At 72.1% G+C, this 15,224-nt stretch carries 17 protein-coding genes; 8 read left to right on the forward strand and 9 right to left on the reverse strand.

What is annotated here, in order from left to right; genetic code table 11:
• Positions 1–40: 40 nt before the first annotated feature.
• A complete protein-coding gene (locus H6693_13625; protein ID MCB9517225.1) occupies positions 41–937 on the reverse strand; it encodes a T9SS type A sorting domain-containing protein in 897 nt (298 codons plus the stop codon).
• Positions 938–1,034: 97 nt separating this feature from the next.
• Positions 1,035–1,844 (reverse strand): hypothetical protein, encoded by an 810-nt coding sequence (locus H6693_13630; GenBank protein MCB9517226.1) that lies wholly within the window; start codon positions 1,842–1,844, stop codon positions 1,035–1,037.
• Positions 1,845–2,126: 282 nt separating this feature from the next.
• Here H6693_13630 and H6693_13635 point away from each other — a divergent pair, with 282 nt between their 5' ends.
• From H6693_13635 to corA, 4 genes are all read left to right on the forward strand, one after another.
• Complete coding sequence (locus H6693_13635) at positions 2,127–2,678, forward strand: RNA polymerase sigma factor (protein ID MCB9517227.1); 552 nt, start codon at positions 2,127–2,129, stop codon at positions 2,676–2,678.
• Entirely contained in the window at positions 2,675–3,274 is a 600-nt protein-coding gene (locus tag H6693_13640; GenBank protein ID MCB9517228.1) for a zf-HC2 domain-containing protein, read from the forward strand. Before H6693_13635 ends, H6693_13640 begins: the two co-directional genes overlap by 4 nt.
• Before the next feature lie 22 nt (positions 3,275–3,296).
• Positions 3,297–4,544: a hypothetical protein gene (locus H6693_13645; protein ID MCB9517229.1), complete on the forward strand. Its 1,248-nt coding sequence runs from the start codon at positions 3,297–3,299 to the stop codon at positions 4,542–4,544.
• A gap of 100 nt (positions 4,545–4,644) precedes the next feature.
• Positions 4,645–5,772 carry a magnesium/cobalt transporter CorA gene (corA, locus tag H6693_13650; GenBank protein ID MCB9517230.1) on the forward strand — a complete coding sequence of 376 codons (1,128 nt, stop codon included), beginning with the start codon at positions 4,645–4,647 and terminating at the stop codon, positions 5,770–5,772.
• Here corA and H6693_13655 read toward each other — a convergent pair.
• Both H6693_13655 and H6693_13660 read right to left on the reverse strand, forming a co-directional pair.
• Positions 5,769–6,626: a mechanosensitive ion channel family protein gene (locus H6693_13655; GenBank protein ID MCB9517231.1), complete on the reverse strand. Its 858-nt coding sequence runs from the start codon at positions 6,624–6,626 to the stop codon at positions 5,769–5,771. The genes corA and H6693_13655 overlap by 4 nt on opposite strands.
• Complete coding sequence (locus H6693_13660; protein ID MCB9517232.1) at positions 6,577–7,437, reverse strand: hypothetical protein; 861 nt, start codon at positions 7,435–7,437, stop codon at positions 6,577–6,579. Before H6693_13660 ends, H6693_13655 begins: the two co-directional genes overlap by 50 nt.
• A 114-nt stretch (positions 7,438–7,551) precedes the next feature.
• Between H6693_13660 and H6693_13665 the strand changes: the two genes are divergently transcribed.
• Positions 7,552–8,943, forward strand: a complete 1,392-nt coding sequence (locus tag H6693_13665) for a class II fumarate hydratase (protein ID MCB9517233.1) — start codon at positions 7,552–7,554, stop codon at positions 8,941–8,943.
• Here H6693_13665 and H6693_13670 read toward each other — a convergent pair whose 3' ends face one another.
• The 3 genes from H6693_13670 to H6693_13680 are packed head-to-tail and all read right to left on the reverse strand — an operon-like array spanning position 8,944 to position 10,874.
• A complete protein-coding gene (locus tag H6693_13670) occupies positions 8,944–9,660 on the reverse strand; it encodes an SDR family oxidoreductase (GenBank protein ID MCB9517234.1) in 717 nt (238 codons plus the stop codon).
• Positions 9,661–9,664: 4 nt separating this feature from the next.
• Positions 9,665–10,129, reverse strand: coding sequence for a hypothetical protein (locus H6693_13675; protein ID MCB9517235.1), 465 nt, complete (start codon positions 10,127–10,129; stop codon positions 9,665–9,667).
• Between the two features lie 31 nt (positions 10,130–10,160).
• Positions 10,161–10,874 (reverse strand): alpha/beta fold hydrolase, encoded by a 714-nt coding sequence (locus H6693_13680; protein ID MCB9517236.1) that lies wholly within the window; start codon positions 10,872–10,874, stop codon positions 10,161–10,163.
• Between the two features lie 92 nt (positions 10,875–10,966).
• Here H6693_13680 and H6693_13685 point away from each other — a divergent pair, with 92 nt between their 5' ends.
• The gene (locus H6693_13685) at positions 10,967–12,157 is read left to right on the forward strand and encodes an endonuclease/exonuclease/phosphatase family protein (protein MCB9517237.1); all 1,191 of its coding nucleotides are present in this window, start codon (positions 10,967–10,969) and stop codon (positions 12,155–12,157) included.
• Positions 12,158–12,177: 20 nt separating this feature from the next.
• Positions 12,178–12,627 carry a nuclear transport factor 2 family protein gene (locus H6693_13690; GenBank protein ID MCB9517238.1) on the forward strand — a complete coding sequence of 150 codons (450 nt, stop codon included), beginning with the start codon at positions 12,178–12,180 and terminating at the stop codon, positions 12,625–12,627.
• A 4-nt stretch (positions 12,628–12,631) separates the two neighbouring features.
• Here H6693_13690 and H6693_13695 read toward each other — a convergent pair whose 3' ends face one another.
• Together H6693_13695 and H6693_13700 are read right to left on the reverse strand one after the other, a co-directional pair.
• Positions 12,632–12,796: a hypothetical protein gene (locus H6693_13695; GenBank protein ID MCB9517239.1), complete on the reverse strand. Its 165-nt coding sequence runs from the start codon at positions 12,794–12,796 to the stop codon at positions 12,632–12,634.
• Positions 12,797–12,808: 12 nt separating this feature from the next.
• Positions 12,809–13,186, reverse strand: coding sequence for a hypothetical protein (locus tag H6693_13700; protein ID MCB9517240.1), 378 nt, complete (start codon positions 13,184–13,186; stop codon positions 12,809–12,811).
• A gap of 128 nt (positions 13,187–13,314) precedes the next feature.
• On the opposite strand from H6693_13700, the gene H6693_13705 reads away from it, so the two are divergent.
• A complete protein-coding gene (locus H6693_13705) occupies positions 13,315–15,219 on the forward strand; it encodes a T9SS type A sorting domain-containing protein (protein MCB9517241.1) in 1,905 nt (634 codons plus the stop codon).
• The last annotated feature ends 5 nt before the right edge of the window (positions 15,220–15,224 follow it).

Consider the following 15,224-nt stretch of genomic DNA (forward strand, 5'->3'; position numbering starts at 1 on the left):
CCGGAGATCGCGGTCCGAGGCAAGCGGGCGCGCGATCGCGTCACTTGAGGAGGACCAGCCGCCGCGTCGACTCGCCCCCGGGGGCGACCAGCCGCGCCAGGTAGACGCCGGCCGGGAGAGCGTGGCCGGTGTCGTCGCGGCCGTCCCAGTCCACCCGGCGGAGACCGGCGGGCTGGGGTCCCGCGAGCAGGCTGCGCAGGCGCCGGCCGCGGGCGTCGTAGATGGCGAGGCTGGCCTCGCCGGCCACCGGCAGCGCGAGCTCGAGACGGGTGCTCGGGTTGAAGGGATTGGGATGGTTGCCCAGCAGGCGCGGCGCGCCGGCGAGTTCCGCGGGTGGGGCGGCCGTGCTGGCGGAGACGCCGAAGCTGAAGTCGTCGCCGAAGATGTACTTGCCCTCGTCCCCCGCGGCCTCGAAGTCGCGGAAGCGCACACTGCCGAAGCCGTCGGGGTCGATGACGCCGAGGAAGACGTGGGGGCCGCTGATGACCCAGTTGTCGCCGACCCGGAGGCTGTCGTCCAGCACGATGGCCACCTCGGCCGGCGGCGTGTTGGTGCGGATCCAGCCGCCGGCGGCGTAGAGCTGGCCTTCGCCCGTGCAGGTCCAGCCGTCGCCCACGAGGACGGCGTGCGGGTAGACGTAGACGCCGTAGAGCCCCGTCCGCGCGGCGCCCGATCCGGTGGTCACGCCGCTCGCGGGGTCGTTGGGCCACCAGGTGATGCCGAGGTGCGTCACGCTGGGGGCGGTGTTGAAGCCGCCGACGCTGCTGCGGACGTCGCCCCAGGCGGCGTCGTCCTCGAAGCCCTCCTGGATCAGGGTGAGGCCGGCGGCGGCGAGGTCGGCCAGGAAGGCCGCCTCGCTCGTGTAGGCGCTGGGCACGGCGTGCGCGGCGCCGGCCGTCAGCAGGAGCAGGGCGCAGAGCGCGGCGACCTTGCGCATGGCGAACCCCTTCGGTGGCAGTTATCGCAATAGTTGTGCGATAGCATAGCGCACCGGCCGGGGCCGCCGCGAAGGGTTTCGGAACCCGCGGACCGAATCAGGCCGGACGCGCGAGCGCCCAGTCTCCGGCGGCCTGGGCGGCGAGCTCGGCGTCGATGCGGGCTCTCGCCTCGTCGCAGAAGGCCAGCAGCGCGTCGCGGTCCGCGGGGAAGCTCAGCCGCTCCACGAGCGCACGGTCGGCCGCCGGGAGATCGCGGTCGAGGTAGCGGAGGCCGTAGTCGTAGCGCTCGGGGCAGTGGCGCATGCGCAGGATCTCCACGAGGGGTTTGATGAGGAAGGCCTGGTAGAAGGCCACGGCCTCGGCCAGGTGCCCACGGCGCGCGCCCTTGGCAGCCATGGGCGCGAAGAGGGGCACCGTGGCCCGCAGCGTCGCGAGGCGCTTCTCCGCCTTGGCCAGGTGGGCGTCCCAGTCCAGCGGCGGGGCCTCGAGCTGGCTGCCGCGGTCGAAGATCACCTGGGCGCGGCCGTGGCGCTCGGGTTCGAGGAAGCGCTCGGCGGCGGGCTTGCTGGCGGGGATGACGGCCAGGTCCAGGAGGTGGTTGGGGTCGCTGTCGCGCAGGAGGAAGAACTCCTGGGACATGCCGTGCCAGGCGGGCTCGGGCATGCGGTAGCTGGCGGCGATGGGCGAGAGCGCCTCCAGCGCGCCGCGCAACAGCGGGAAGACGTCCTCCACGCGCTCGTCCGGCACCAGCACCTGCAGATCGACGTCGGAGAGCCCGTCGGTGCGCCCGGTGGCGTCGCTGCCGCCGAACCAGGCGGCCTGAACGTAGTCGGCGCCCTGCAGGGCGGCGGTCACGGCCTCGACGATCTGCTCCCGGGTGACGGTCGGTTCTGCCACGTTCGCCACGGCGTCCTCCTCGGCTGTTGGGGTGCTGGCCCTACGGGAGGGTGGGGGAACGGTTTCCGTCCCGTGCAATCGCCCCGAGGATCTGGCCCTCCCCTTGTGCCGCCGAAAATGTGTCTCGCCCCGGAAGCCGCGCGAGATCGCGGCGCACCCCCTCCATCGGGCGTGTCCACGGCGTTGACAGCACAAGATGTGGACGCGAAAACACGAGACGCATTTTCGGCGGCACCAGGGTAACCTTTCGGCCGCCCACGAGTCAGAGGAGACGAGACCCAGGAGGCGACGGTGACGGCAGGCTGGTCCATGAGCTACCGACGACATGGTGGGGCGATCCGCGCCTACCTCCAGCGCCGTCTGGCCAGCCCCGAGGAGGCGGAGGACCTCTGCCAGGAGACCTTCCTCCGCGTGATGCGCGCGCCCGACGCCCCCACGGCCGAGGAGCCGGCACGGCTGCGGGCCTACCTCTTCGCCACCGCCCGCAACCTGCTGGTGAACCACCTGCGCCTCCGGGGCGTGGTGCGCGCCGCCAGCGAGCTGGGCGTGGTGGAGGGCGTCGAGGAGCTGGCGACGCCGGCGCCAGACGGCGCCGACGACGGCCACCGCGCCCGCACCCTGGCCCTGGCGCTGGAGCGCGAACTCGGGCGGCTGCCCGCCGAGCAGCGCGAGGCCTTCACGCTGGGCGCGCTGGAGCGCTGGCCCTACGCGGAGATCGCGGCACGGAAGGGCTGGAGCCTGAGCAAGGTCAAGATCAACGTCTACCGCGCCCGCAAGACCCTGATGCGGCGCCTGGGCGAGGATGCGCCCGGCGCCGACGACGAGATGGAGGCGAGGGCATGAATCGCTGCGAGCACATGGAGCTGTCGATCTCCGCCCTGCTGGACGGAGAGGCCGATCTTCACGAGCAGGGCGAGGTGGTGGACCACCTGCTGGCCTGTCCGGACTGCCGCGAGTTCTGGCGACAGGCGCGCGACTTCCAGGGGCGCCTCGACGCCGAGCTGCCCGTGGAGGGCCTGCCCGCCCCCGGCGCCCGCCGTCCCCGCCTGCGCCTGCTCCCCGCGGCTGGCGGCGCGCGGCGCTGGCTGCAGGTCGCCGCGGTCGTGGCGCCGCTGGCCGTCGGCCTGGGTGTGGGCCACTGGATGGCCGGGCGCGGCGCGGGAGCCGCGGATCCTGGCCTGCCGCCGCGGGGGAGCGCCATCGAGCTGCAGCTCGCCTCCGACCGCGGCGCGCTGGACGATCGCGATTTCGTGGAGATGGTCCTGCGCCTGCTGCGCGCGGACCGGCGCTACCACCAGCAGATGCTGGAGATCCTGAGGCACGTGGAGCCCGCCCTGGGCGAGGGCGCCCCGGCCTCCGGCGAGTTCAACCCGGCCGTCGAGCGGGGCGAGGGCGGGGAAACCCCCGTGCCCGAAAACGAGCGACGGGTCGTCTACTAGTCGTGGTGGAAAGGAGATTCCCATGCGCAAGACACTGAGCACCGCGCTGCTGGTCCTCGGCCTGGTCGTCATCGCGACCGGCGCCCAGGCGGCGCGCCAGGACAACGACGGCTTCCTCTACGGCACCGTCCTCACGGACTCCGGCAAGGAGTACACGGGCTTCCTGCGCTGGAACGCCGACGAGGAGGCCTTCTGGGACGACCTCTTCCACTCGGCGAAGACGAAGCTGCCCTACATCGACGAGGTCGACCGCGCCGACCGCCGTCGCGACCGGAAGAAGCACACCAACATCAAGATCTTCGGCTTCCGCGTGAACGTTGAGTCGGACGACTGGGCGGGCGACGATTCGCGGGTCTTCATCGCGCGCTTCGGCGACATCGAGCGCATCACGGTGAAGGGCGACGACGCCGCGCGCCTGGACATGAAGGGCGGCGAGAGCCTCGACGTCGAGGGTTACGCCAACGACGTGGGCGCCACGATCCTGGTCAAGGACGCGGGCCTCGGCGAGATCGAGCTGCACTGGGACAACATCGACACCATCCGCTTCGCCGCGGCGCCGCGCGGGGCGGACCCCGGCGAGCAGCGCCTCTACGGCAAGCTGGAGACGCGCATCGGCAGCTTCGAGGGCTTCATCCAGTGGGACAAGGAGGAGTGCCTGGCCTCCGACCGTCTCGATGGCGAGACCGAGGACGGCGAGCTCTCCATCCCGATGGGCAGCATCGCGCGCATCGAACGCCACGGCAGCCAGGGTTGCGAGGTCACGCTGAAGGACGGCCGCGACTACCGTCTGCGGGGCAGCAACGACGTCAACGACGACAACCGCGGCATCATGGTCGAGGACAAGCGCTATGGCCGCGTGGTGATCTACTGGGACGAGTTCGACCGCCTGGACTTCGAGGACCGCAAGGACAGCGGACGCGGCTACGGCGACTACAAGGGCCAGAAACCGCTCTCGGGCACGGTGGTGGGCAAGGACGGCGAGAAGCACCGGGGCCGGATCGTCTTCGACCTGGACGAGTCCGAGAACTGGGAGATGCTCAACGGCAACTGGCGCGACGCCGAATACAACATTCCCTTCGCGCTGGTGGCGCGCATCGAGCCGGGGCGCGACGAGAGCCGGGTGCTGCTGCGCGGCGGCGAGGAGCTGTGGCTCGAGGACAGCCAGGACGTCACGGAGAACAACGACGGCCTGTTGATCTTCGATCAGGGCGACGCCGATCCGCTCTACCTGCGCTGGCAGCAGATCGAGAGCATCGAGTTTGGCGACTAGTAATTGACAGGCCGGGCGGCGCCGGCGATCCTGGGCCCGAGTGTCGCAGCACGCGACGCACGCACGATCCCAGCCCGTCGGCGCCGCCTGGAGAGTCGCCATGAAGGTCCCCCTCAAGGTCCCCCTCAAGGCCTGGAACTGGAGCAAGTACGCGCGCCGGCACACGCTGCCCGGCTCGGTCCCGGGTTCCCTGCAGGCGCATCCCAGCGCCGAACCCACGCGGCTGCGCTTCATGCACTACGGCGCGGAGCGGCCGCTGATGGAGCGCGAGGATCCGTCGCTGGACGATCTGCGCGCCGCGCGCTCGGCCGGCGGCGTGCTCTGGCTCGACGTCGTCGGCCTCGCCGACGTGGACGGCCTCGGCGCCCTCGGCGATCTCTTCGGCCTGCACCGGCTGGCGCTGGAGGACGTCGTCAACCTCGGACAGCGGCCCAAGGCGGAGGTCTACGGCGATCAGCTCTTCGTCGTGCTGCGCATGCCCCGCGGCGCGCTGCCGCTGGACACCGAGCAGGTGAGCCTCTTCCTCGGCGATGGGTTCGTCATCACCTTTCAGGAGCGGCCCGGCGACGCCTTCGAGCCCGTGCGCAAGCGCATCCGCGAGGGGCGGCCGCGGCTCGTCGAGGGCGCCGCGGACTACCTGGCCTACGCGCTGCTGGACGCCCTGGTGGACGGGTACTTTCCGCTGCTCGAGGACTACGGCGAGTTTCTCGAGGACATCGAGGAGGAGATCCTCGTTCGGCCCGAGCACACGGTGGTGCCGCGTCTGCATCACCTCAAGCGCGACCTGCTGAACCTGCGGCGCTACGTCTGGCCGCTGCGCGAGCTGCTCAGCTCGCTCTATCGCGACGAGACCCCCCAGATCACGGAGGCCACGCAGCTCTACCTGCGCGACTGCCACGACCATGCCATCCAGGTCCTCGATCTCGTGGAGAGCTATCGCGACATGAGCTCGGGGCTCATGGACCTCTACCTCTCCAGCGTCAGCAACCGCATGAACGAGGTGATGAAGGTGCTCACCATCATCGCCACGGTGTTCATCCCGCTGGGCTTCATCGCCGGACTCTACGGGATGAACTTCGACACCCGCTCGCCCTGGAACATGCCCGAGCTCGCCTGGCCCTTCGGCTATCCCTTCGCGCTCGGGGTGATGGCGCTGGTGGTGCTGCTGATGCTGATCTACTTCCGCCGCAAGGGCTGGCTGGGCGGCTCCTCCAAGGACGAGGACTAGTCGGCCGACTCGCGCTCCACGATGCGGATGGGGAAGGGATCCGTCACGCTGCCCGTGTAGAGCGAGCGGTGGGGGAAGGGGATCTCGATGCCCGCCGCGTCGAAGGCGGCCTTGATCTCCAGGTAGATGCTGTTCAGCAGCGCCAGGTAGTTCTCTCGCTTCGTCCACACCGAGAACTGCATGTCCAGCGAGCTCTCGCCGAAGCCCTTGAAGATGTAGACCGGCGCCGGCTCGTCGAGGCAGAGGGGATTGCGGTCGGCCACCTCGGCCAGCACCTCGCGCACGCGCGGCAGGTCTTCCTTGTAGGCGACGCCCACCTGCAGATCGATGCGGCGGATGGGAAAGTGCGTCAGGTTGATCACCTTGGTCTTGATGATCGTCTCGTTGGGCACGCGCACGAAGAGGTTGTCGAAGGTGCGCAGCTTGATCGAGAGCAGGTCGATCGACAGCACCTCGCCGGTGACGTCCTCCACGCGCACGATGTCGCCGATCACGAAGGGCTGCTCGATGATCAGGAAGAGGCCGCTGATCAGGTTCGACGCCGAGGTCTGCGACGCGAAGCCCAGCGCCACCGTGAAGAGCCCCGCCGCGCCCATGAGCACGCCGACGTGGAAGCCCAGTTCGCCCAGCGCCACCACCAGGACGAGCGCGGCGAGCGGGTAGAAGGTCAGGCGGCGCAGCAGAAGCCGCTGCTGCGCGTCGGCGCGGCGGCGCGCGAAGCGCAGGATCATCGCCGTGGCCACGCGCGCGAGGATCAGTCCCGCGACGAGGACGATGACCGCGCGCACGATCGCCATCAGACGCTCAGTGGTCAACCACTCCTGCAGATCGAGACCGGCTATGGCGAAGGGCATCGAAGCCTCCACGGATCAGGCTGCTGAAGGTGTGAACGAGGGCGCGCCGCTCGGGCGCGTTCCGGGGACCGGCCACGCGCTCCGCGCCGGCGGCCTCCCGCGGCGGGCCCGCGCCGTAGTCCAGCGCGGCCATCTCGCCCTCCTGCTCGTGATCCACGAGGACGGACTCGGTCCAGAGCTGCCCGGCCCCGTCGGCGTAGAGCGAGAGGAAGGGCGCGGGCAGGCGCAGGCCATCGATGGGGAGCGCGCCCGCCGCCGAGTTGCGCACGTGGATCGCGGCGCGCGCCCGCAGGGGCGTGGCGGGCAGGTCCTCCAGGCGCAGACGGCCGCGGCTGCGGCTCGCGTAGCAGAGCTCACCCGGTCCCGTGATCGCGCCGAACCAGGTGTCGGATTGCCGGACCACGGGGACGTCGAGGAGCAGTTCGCCGCCGGCGCTCGCGCGCAGCCAGAGCGGCAGGCTGATGTAGACCGTCGCCTCCTCGCCGCCCGGGATCACCAGCGGCGTCGCGGTGTGCACGACCACGGGGCGCGGCGGCATGGCGGGCAGGAGCTGCAGCCGATCGCCGGTGTGCCGGAAGGCGAAGCGCTCGGCGAAGATCGTCTGTTCGTCGTGCTCGGGGACCGTCCCCTCCCACGGCTGTTCGAGCCGGGGCGTGCGCGCTTCGTCGTCGCCGTGGCGCGTGGTCGCGAGCCACTCGCGCGGCCCGCGCTCCAGCCACAGCTCGAGCGTGCCGAGCCGGCCGTGAAGCCGCTCGCCCTCGGCGAGCGTCCGTTCGCCCCACCAGCGGACGCTGTCGGTGTGCGTGTCCATGGGCCCAGTCTAGGCGGGATGCGCGGTCGCGTCACCGGAATAGTGTTCGCACTTGAGCCAGCGGCCGGACTTTTCCATGATGCCTGCGATCCCTGCCGCCAACGGAGGTACGCCATGGACCAACGCTTCGAAACCGACAGCCTCGGCCGGGTGGCCGTGCCGGCCACGGCCTACTACGGCGCGCAGACCGCGCGCGCGGTGGCCAACTTCCCCATCGGCGGGCAGCGCTTTCCGCGCCCCTTCATCGCCGCCCTGGGGCGGATCAAGGAGGCCGCGGCGGCGGTGAACGCGGAGCTCGGCGTGCTGGACGCGCGGCGGGCGGGCTACATCCGCCGGGCCGCGGCGGAGGTGGTGGCGGGCAGCCTGGACGCGGAGTTCGTGGTGCCGATCTGGCAGACGGGCAGCGGCACCCAGGTGAACATGAACGCCAACGAGGTCATCGCGGGCCGGGCCAACGAGATGGCGGACGCGGGCCGCGGCGGCAAGTCGCCGGTGCATCCCAACGACCACGTGAACCGGAGCCAGTCGAGCAACGACGTGGTGCCCACCGCCATGCATCTGGCCCTGGGCGACGAGATCCAGAACCGCCTGCTGCCGGCCCTTGACGTCCTGGCCGGCGCGCTCGCCGAGCGTGCGAAGGCCTTTGCCGACATCGTGAAGATCGGCCGCACGCACCTCATGGACGCCGTGCCGCTCACCCTGGGCCAGGAGTTCTCGGGCTGGGCGGCCCAGGTCGAGGCCGGGCGGGCCAGGATCGTGGCCGCGGTGCCCGGACTCTGCGAGCTGGCGCTGGGGGGCACCGCGGTGGGCACGGGGCTGAATGCGCCGGAGGGCTTCGCGACGCGCGTCCTCGCCCGCCTCGAGCAGAGCACGGGGCTGCCGCTCCGCCGCGCGCGCAACGCCTTCGCGGCGCAGGGAGGGCACGATGCGGTGGTGGCCGCGAGCGGAGCGCTGCGGGACGCGGCCGTCGCCCTCGCGAAGGTGGCGAACGACATCCGCCTGCTCGGCTCGGGCCCGCGCTGCGGGCTGGGCGAGCTGCGCCTGCCCGCCCGCGAACCGGGCAGCTCGATCATGCCGGGCAAGGTGAACCCCACCCAGGCCGAGGCGCTGAGCATGGTCTGCGCGCGGGTGATGGGCAACGACGTCGCCGTGGGCTTCGGCGGCGCGCACGGCCACCTGGAGCTGAACGCCTACAAGCCGCTGCTCATCCACTGCACGCTGGAGTCGGTGGAGCTGCTCGCCGACGCCAGCCGCAGCTTCGCCGAGCGCTGCGTGGCGGGCATCGAGGCGGACCGCGCCGGCATCGAGCGCCACCTCGAGCGCTCGCTCATGCTGGTGACGAACCTCACGCCCGTCATCGGCTACGACGCCGCCGCGAAGGCGGCGAAGAAGGCGCTCGAGGAGGGGCTCACCCTGCGCGAGGCGGTGCTCGCGCTCGAGCTCATGGACGCGGACGCCCTCGACGCGCACCTGCGTCCGGAGGACATGACCGACGGGCGCTGGTAGCTACTTCAGCGCCCGGCCGCCGTCCACCGGCAGCACGACGCCGGTGACGTAGTCGTTCTCGAGCAGGAAGCGGACCGCGTGCGCGACGTTCCCGGCGCTGCCCTCGCGGCCGAGCAGCGTGCCGCGCAGCGCCTCGTCGCGCTGGGCGTCGTCGTAGTCGGCGGGGAGCATCACCGGTCCCGGGGCGACGGCGTTCACGCGCACGGCGGGGGCGAGGGCGCGGGCGAGCCCCTGGGTGAGGGCGATCACGCCGGCCTTGCTGGCCGAGTAGGCGAGATAGCGCGGCCAGGGGCGCTGGCCGGCGACGTCGGCGATGTTCACGATCGCGCCGCCGCGCTCCCGCATGGCCGTGCCCAGCGCCTGGCTCAGGAAGAAGACGCTCTTCAGGTTCAGCGAGAGCTGCAGGTCCCAGTCGGCCTCGGTCACTCCGCCCAGCCGCCCGGGCAGGAAGACCGCCGCGCTGTTCACGAGGGCGTCGACCGGCCCCGCGGCCGCGGCGAGACGCTCCGCGCCACCCGGCGCCGCGAGGTCCTCCCGCAGCAGATTCACGGACTGACCGCGGCTGTCGAGGGTCGCGGCGAGGTCGCGGGCCGCGTCCTCGCTGCGGTGGTAGTGACAGAGCAGCGCGGCGCCGGCGGCCGCGAGCTCCAGGGCGATGGCCCGGCCCACGCGCACGGCGCCGCCGGTGACGAGGATGCGCTTGCCCGCCAGCTCCATGGCGCTAGGGAAGGCGCTGCAGGCGGAAGTCCACGACGGAGCCGGCGTCGTCCGTGGAGACGGTCAGCGTGTCGGCGACCAGGGCGTAGGTGAAGAGGCTCGTCTCGTCGGTGGGGCCGTCGCTGTCCTCGGTGGCGTTGAGTTCGAGGCTCTCCCCCTCCACGATGGCGTAGCCCGTCTCGTACCAGAGCTGTCCGCCGCTCACGTTCACCTCTTCGTAGGTGTAGGCGCCGTTGGCCTGGATGTGGATCTTCGCCTGCACGGCGCCGGCGACCCAGTCCAGCACGTCGGCCAGGCTGGCCGGGGCGCTGTCCACCATGACGGACTGGAAGACCCAGCTGTCGACCATGCTGGCCGGTGGGTGACCGGCGTTGTCGTTGCCCGTGGGACCGGAGTCCTCGTCGCCGCAGCCGAGCGCGAGCAGGCTGCCGAGCAGGAGGACGGCGAGCAGCGAGCGGAGTGTCGTCATCGGGCGCTCCTTGGTGAGGGGTTGGAGCAGACTAGCCGATGCCCGGACGCGTGTCGAGGTCCTCCGCGGCGGCGACCAGCCAGTCGGCCACGTGACGCAGAGGGCGCCGGCCGAGCGAGTGGCCGCCGTCGAAGCGGTGGAGCTCCACCCGCAGACCCGCGGACGCGAGCGCGTCGCGGCTGCGCTCGGCCGCGTCCACGGGGACGGCCGTGTCCCGCACGCCGTGACAGAGCAGCGCGCGGAAGCCCATGCCGGCCGCCCGGGCGGCGTCCTCGGCCAGCCATTCGGTCTTCACGCGCGCGCCGACGATCACCATGCCGGCGAAGCGCTCGGGGTGGCGCAGCGCGAGCCAGGCGCCGCAGTAGCCGCCCTGGGAGAAGCCCAGGAGCCAGCGTCGACGGGGGCGCAGGGCCGCGTCGCGCTCCACCGCGTCGAGCGTGGCGAGGAGCGTCGACTCGCAGCGCTCCAGCGCGGCGCGGAAGCGTGGCTGGTCGCCGTCGTAGTCGTACCAGCTCGCGCCGCCCTCGCCGCCCTGGCCCGGCGCGCGCGGCAGCAGGATGCGCAGGGGCGGGACGTCGAGGGGGCGGAGCAGCCGGGCGAAGACGTCCTCGTCCTGTCCCCAGCCGTGCAGCGCGAGGAGCAGGGGCAGGTCGTCCGGTGCGGCGGACGGGGCGTCCAGCCGCCAGTGGACCGGCGGGGGACCGGGGACGAGGCCACGGATCGTGCGCTCGACGCTGTCGCTCACGGCGCTCCTTGCACAAGGGGCTGGCTTCGCGGGCCGCCTTGCTTCATGCTCGGGCCAACCCGGACCCCTGCCCTGCGAGGATAGCCGATACCATGCGAGGATTGCAGGTCCTGCGTTCCGCGGTCGTCGCTGGACTGCTCGTCGCGGTCGGTGCCGCGGCGTGCTCGACGGCGACGCTCCGCGTCGGCCAGTTCAACATCCAGGAGCTGTCCACCGCCAAGCTGCTGGAGACGGGCCCCGACGGCGCCGGCGCCAACCCGCAGGTGCTCGCCGCGGCCGCGATCATCCAGGAGATCCGCCCGGACATCCTGATCGTGAACGAGATCGACCACGACCTCGCGGCGGACGACCTCGCCCTCAACGCGCGGCGCTTCGTCGACCTCTACCTGAATCGCGGCGAGCGCGCGATCGACTACCCCCACGTCTTCGCGGCGCCCTGCAACACGGGTCGGCCGTCGGGCGTGGATCTGAACGGCGACGGCCACGTCGCCACCGCCGAGGACGAGGGTGGACGGGACTACGGCGGCGACTGCTTCGGCTTCGGCAACTACCCCGGGCAGTACTCGATGGCCGTGCTCTCGCGCTATCCCCTCGAGGCCGACAGCGCGCGCAGCTGGCAGACTTTCCGCTGGGCGGACCTGCCGGACAACCTGATCCCGCCGGACTGGTTCTCGCCGGCGGCGCTGGCCGTGTTTCGCCTCTCCAGCAAGTCGCACTGGGACCTGCCCGTGCGCGTGCCCGTCCCCAGCGGCGACGTGCGGCTGCACCTGCTGGTGAGCCATCCCACACCCACGGGCTACGACGGCCCCGAGGATCTCAACGGCCGCCGCAACTACGACGAACTCCGCCTCTGGGCGCACATCCTCGACGACGACCGCGTCCCCGTGGACGACGCCGGCCGCCGCGGCGGGCTCGCCGCGGGGGAGCGCTTCGTGATCGGGGGCGACCTGAATGCCGATCCGGGCGGGGACGTCCTCCCCACCGGACGGCGCTCCATCGCGCAGCTGCTGGAACACCCGCGCGTGCAGGACTGCGGGCCCTTGATGACCAGCGCCGGCGCCCTGCAGGGGCGCGCCGCCGGCCCGCCGGACTTCGTGGAGCGGCGCACGGCGGCCTGGCCCGGTGGCGGCGTGCGCATCGACTACCTGCTGCCGAGCCGTGGGCTCACGCCCGTGGCGGGGGGCGTCTACTGGCCGGATCCGGCCGTCGATCCCGCGGGCGCCGCCCGGGCCGCGCTGGCCTCGGACCACCGCATGACCTGGCTCGACCTTCGACTGGACTGACGACGAAAGGAGCGCACGCCATGGACCCCGGATCCCTCCTCGCCGCCCTGGGTGTGGCCCTGTTCGCGGGTATGGCGTCCGCGGCGCCGCCACCGGACAACGCGGAGCTGGTGCGCCAGGTGATGGACGCCGAACGCGCCTTCGCCGCCAGCATGGAACTCCGCGACCACGAGGCGTTCAGCCTCTACCTGTCCGACGAGGCGGTCTTCTTCGCGTCCGCAGGGGTTCTCCGCGGCAAGGCGGCGGTGGCCGACGGCTGGCGACGCTACTTCGAGACGCAGAGCGCGCCGTTCTCGTGGGAGCCCGATGTCGTGGAGGTGCTCGATTCGGGCACGCTGGCGCTGAGTTCGGGCCCCGTGCGCGACCCCGAGGGGCGCGTGATCGCCCGTTTCAACTCGATCTGGCGCCGCGAAGGACCCGGTGTGTGGCGCGTCGTCTTCGACAAGGGCAGTCCGGTCTGCGGCGACTGAACGCCTAGCGGTAGCGCGCCTTGAGGACGCCCCAGTGCTGCGGCGCCGTCGGCGTCGCCGGGCTGAGGACGAGCTGGTCGGCCTCGTTGGTCTCGCCTTCGAGAATCGTCACGCGCGCGAGGTAGTCCCCGGCTTCCAGGTGGATGGGACCGCTCCCGGCGGCCCACACGAAGGGATCGGGTCAGTCGGTGCCCGAGCCCACGTAGTGAATCTCCCCGCCCAGGGCGTCGCCGCCCGCCGCCGGCCGCAACTCGAGCAGCAGGCGGTTGGCCACCCCGTCCTCGCTCTTGAAGCTGGCCCCGGGGACGCAGTGGCGCGCCTCCGTCAGCGTGAAGGCGATCTCGATCCACTCGCCCGGCCGGTCGAAGCCGGCCACGGCCAGGTTGTCGTGCGCGTTCGAGCAGCTGAGGTTCGGGTTGATCAGGCCGCCGCCCAGGTCCAGGAAGTCGTGGAGCGGCGGGCCCCAGTCGAAGTAGAGCGGAAAGCTGCCGTCGGCCAGCGCGGGCGCGGCCGCCAGGACCGCGATCAGCGCCAGCGCGGCGCGGACGATCCGTGTCACGTGATACCTCCCTGCATCGTACCCCACTACCCAGTCTAGCGGGTTTCCGCTCCGCTCGCCAGCGGCGGCGCCTGGCCTCGGCCGGGCGATCCGCGATAGACTCACTTCCCCTGCGAAGGAGGTCCCCGATGCACCCCTCCCGTTCTGCGACAGTTGCCGCCTGCCTGCTGATCGGCCTGTCCGCGGCCGCCCAGGCCGAGCCTCGCGTCCAGACCGACTGGTCCGGCGGCCCGGCGCCCGGCGCGCCGGTCGCGCAGTGGACCGACGGCTTCGAGAGCGTGCAGCAGATCAGCTGGCGCGCGCTGCCCGGGCAGCTCGCGCTGTCGTCGGCGCCGGCCGCGCCGACCGGCGACGACGTCACCGGCAGCGCGAAGCTCTGCCGCAACGTGGCCGCGGCCGATCTCGACGGCGACGGCGACCTCGACCTGATGACCGCCCTCCCCCTCACGAGCTTCCCCGGCACGGGTAAGGTGCGCTGGTACGAGAACGCGGGCGACGGCCAGACCTGGACCGAGCACGAGATCGACGGCGACTTCTACGGCGGCAGCGGCCTCGAGGCCGGGGACATCGACGGCGACGGCGACCTCGACGTCGCGGGCGTCGCCTTCTACGGCGATCCGCAGGAGAACGGCCGCTACGTCTGGTTCGAGAACCTGGGTGGCGCGCAGAGCTGGGCCAAGCATCCCATCGCGGAGTACTTCTACGGCGCCGAGGACGTGAATCTCGTCGACCTCGACGCCGACGGCGACCTCGACGTCTACGGCAGCGCGACGCTCGCCTACCTCGGCAGCCTCAACGACGACGTCTACTGGTTCGAGAACGCGGACGGCGCGGGCGGGGCCTGGGTCCAGCACACGGTGGACGACGACTACGCCGATGCCATCGACACGGGCGCCGCCGACTTCGACGGCGACGGCGACCTGGACCTCGCCTGCTCGTCCTATGGCTCGAGCACGATCCGCTGGTACGAGAACGGCGGCGACGGCCTGGGCTGGACGCCGCACACGATCAGCGGCTTCACGGCGCTGAACAACGCGCTGGCCGTGGGCGACATCGACGACGACGGCGACCCCGACGTGGTCGGCGTCGGCTACAACGGCACCGTGGCGGGCTGGTTCGAGAACGCCAGCGGCGACGGCCTGGTCTGGACCGGCCACGTCGTCGGCACCATGGTGCACGGGTCGGGCGTGGGTGTGGCCGATCTCGACGGGGACGGCGCCCTCGACGTCTACTCGGCGGGGGGTGATCTCGACAATGCCCTCGTGACCTGGTACCGCAATCTCGGCGGCGGGGCGAGCTGGTCGCTGCAGCTCGTGGACTACACCACGGGCGAGGGCCAGGGAATCGTCGCGGGCGACACCGACGGGGACGGCGCGCTGGAGCTGGTCTACACCGACTCCGGCTCGATGGAGGGGGAGTTTACGGGCCTGCGCTGGCGGCGCGTGACGCGCTTCCTCCCGACGGGGCAGCTGGACTCGCAGGTGCTGGACGCGGGCGCGCCGAGCACCTGGACCGCCATCGACTGGACCGCCGCGCTTCCGCCGCAGACCGCGCTGACCCTGCAGCTGCGCAGCTCCAACGACCCGCTGGAGCTCGGGCCGTGGTCGGCGGCGATCACGTCGCCGGGCTCGCTGGACGGCGTGCTCGCCCCCGGCACGCGCTACGCGCAGTACCGGGTGCTCATGGAGACCGCGGACGGCGACGTCTCGCCCACGCTGCTCGACCTGACGCTCGTCGAAGGCGACGTCACCGACGTGCCGGGCGGTCCGCTCGCCGCGACGGGCCTGACCCTGTCGCCGCCCTGGCCCAACCCGGCCGTGGGGGCGAGCCGGGTGCGTCTCGCCCTGCCGGCGGGCGGCTTCGCCACGGTGGGGGTCTACGACGCGGCGGGTCGCCGCGTGGCGACGCCGCTGGCCGCGTCCGTGGGCGCGGGCGAGCGCGTGGTGGAACTGCCCGCGCTGCCGCCGGGGGTGTACTTCGTGCGGGCGAGCGCGGGCGGCGAGGTCGTGGCGCGGAAGATCGTCGCGCGCTAGGGGAG

It is taken from the genome of Candidatus Latescibacterota bacterium (assembly GCA_020633725.1).
Lineage (GTDB): Bacteria > Krumholzibacteriota > Krumholzibacteriia > JACNKJ01 > JACNKJ01 > VGXI01.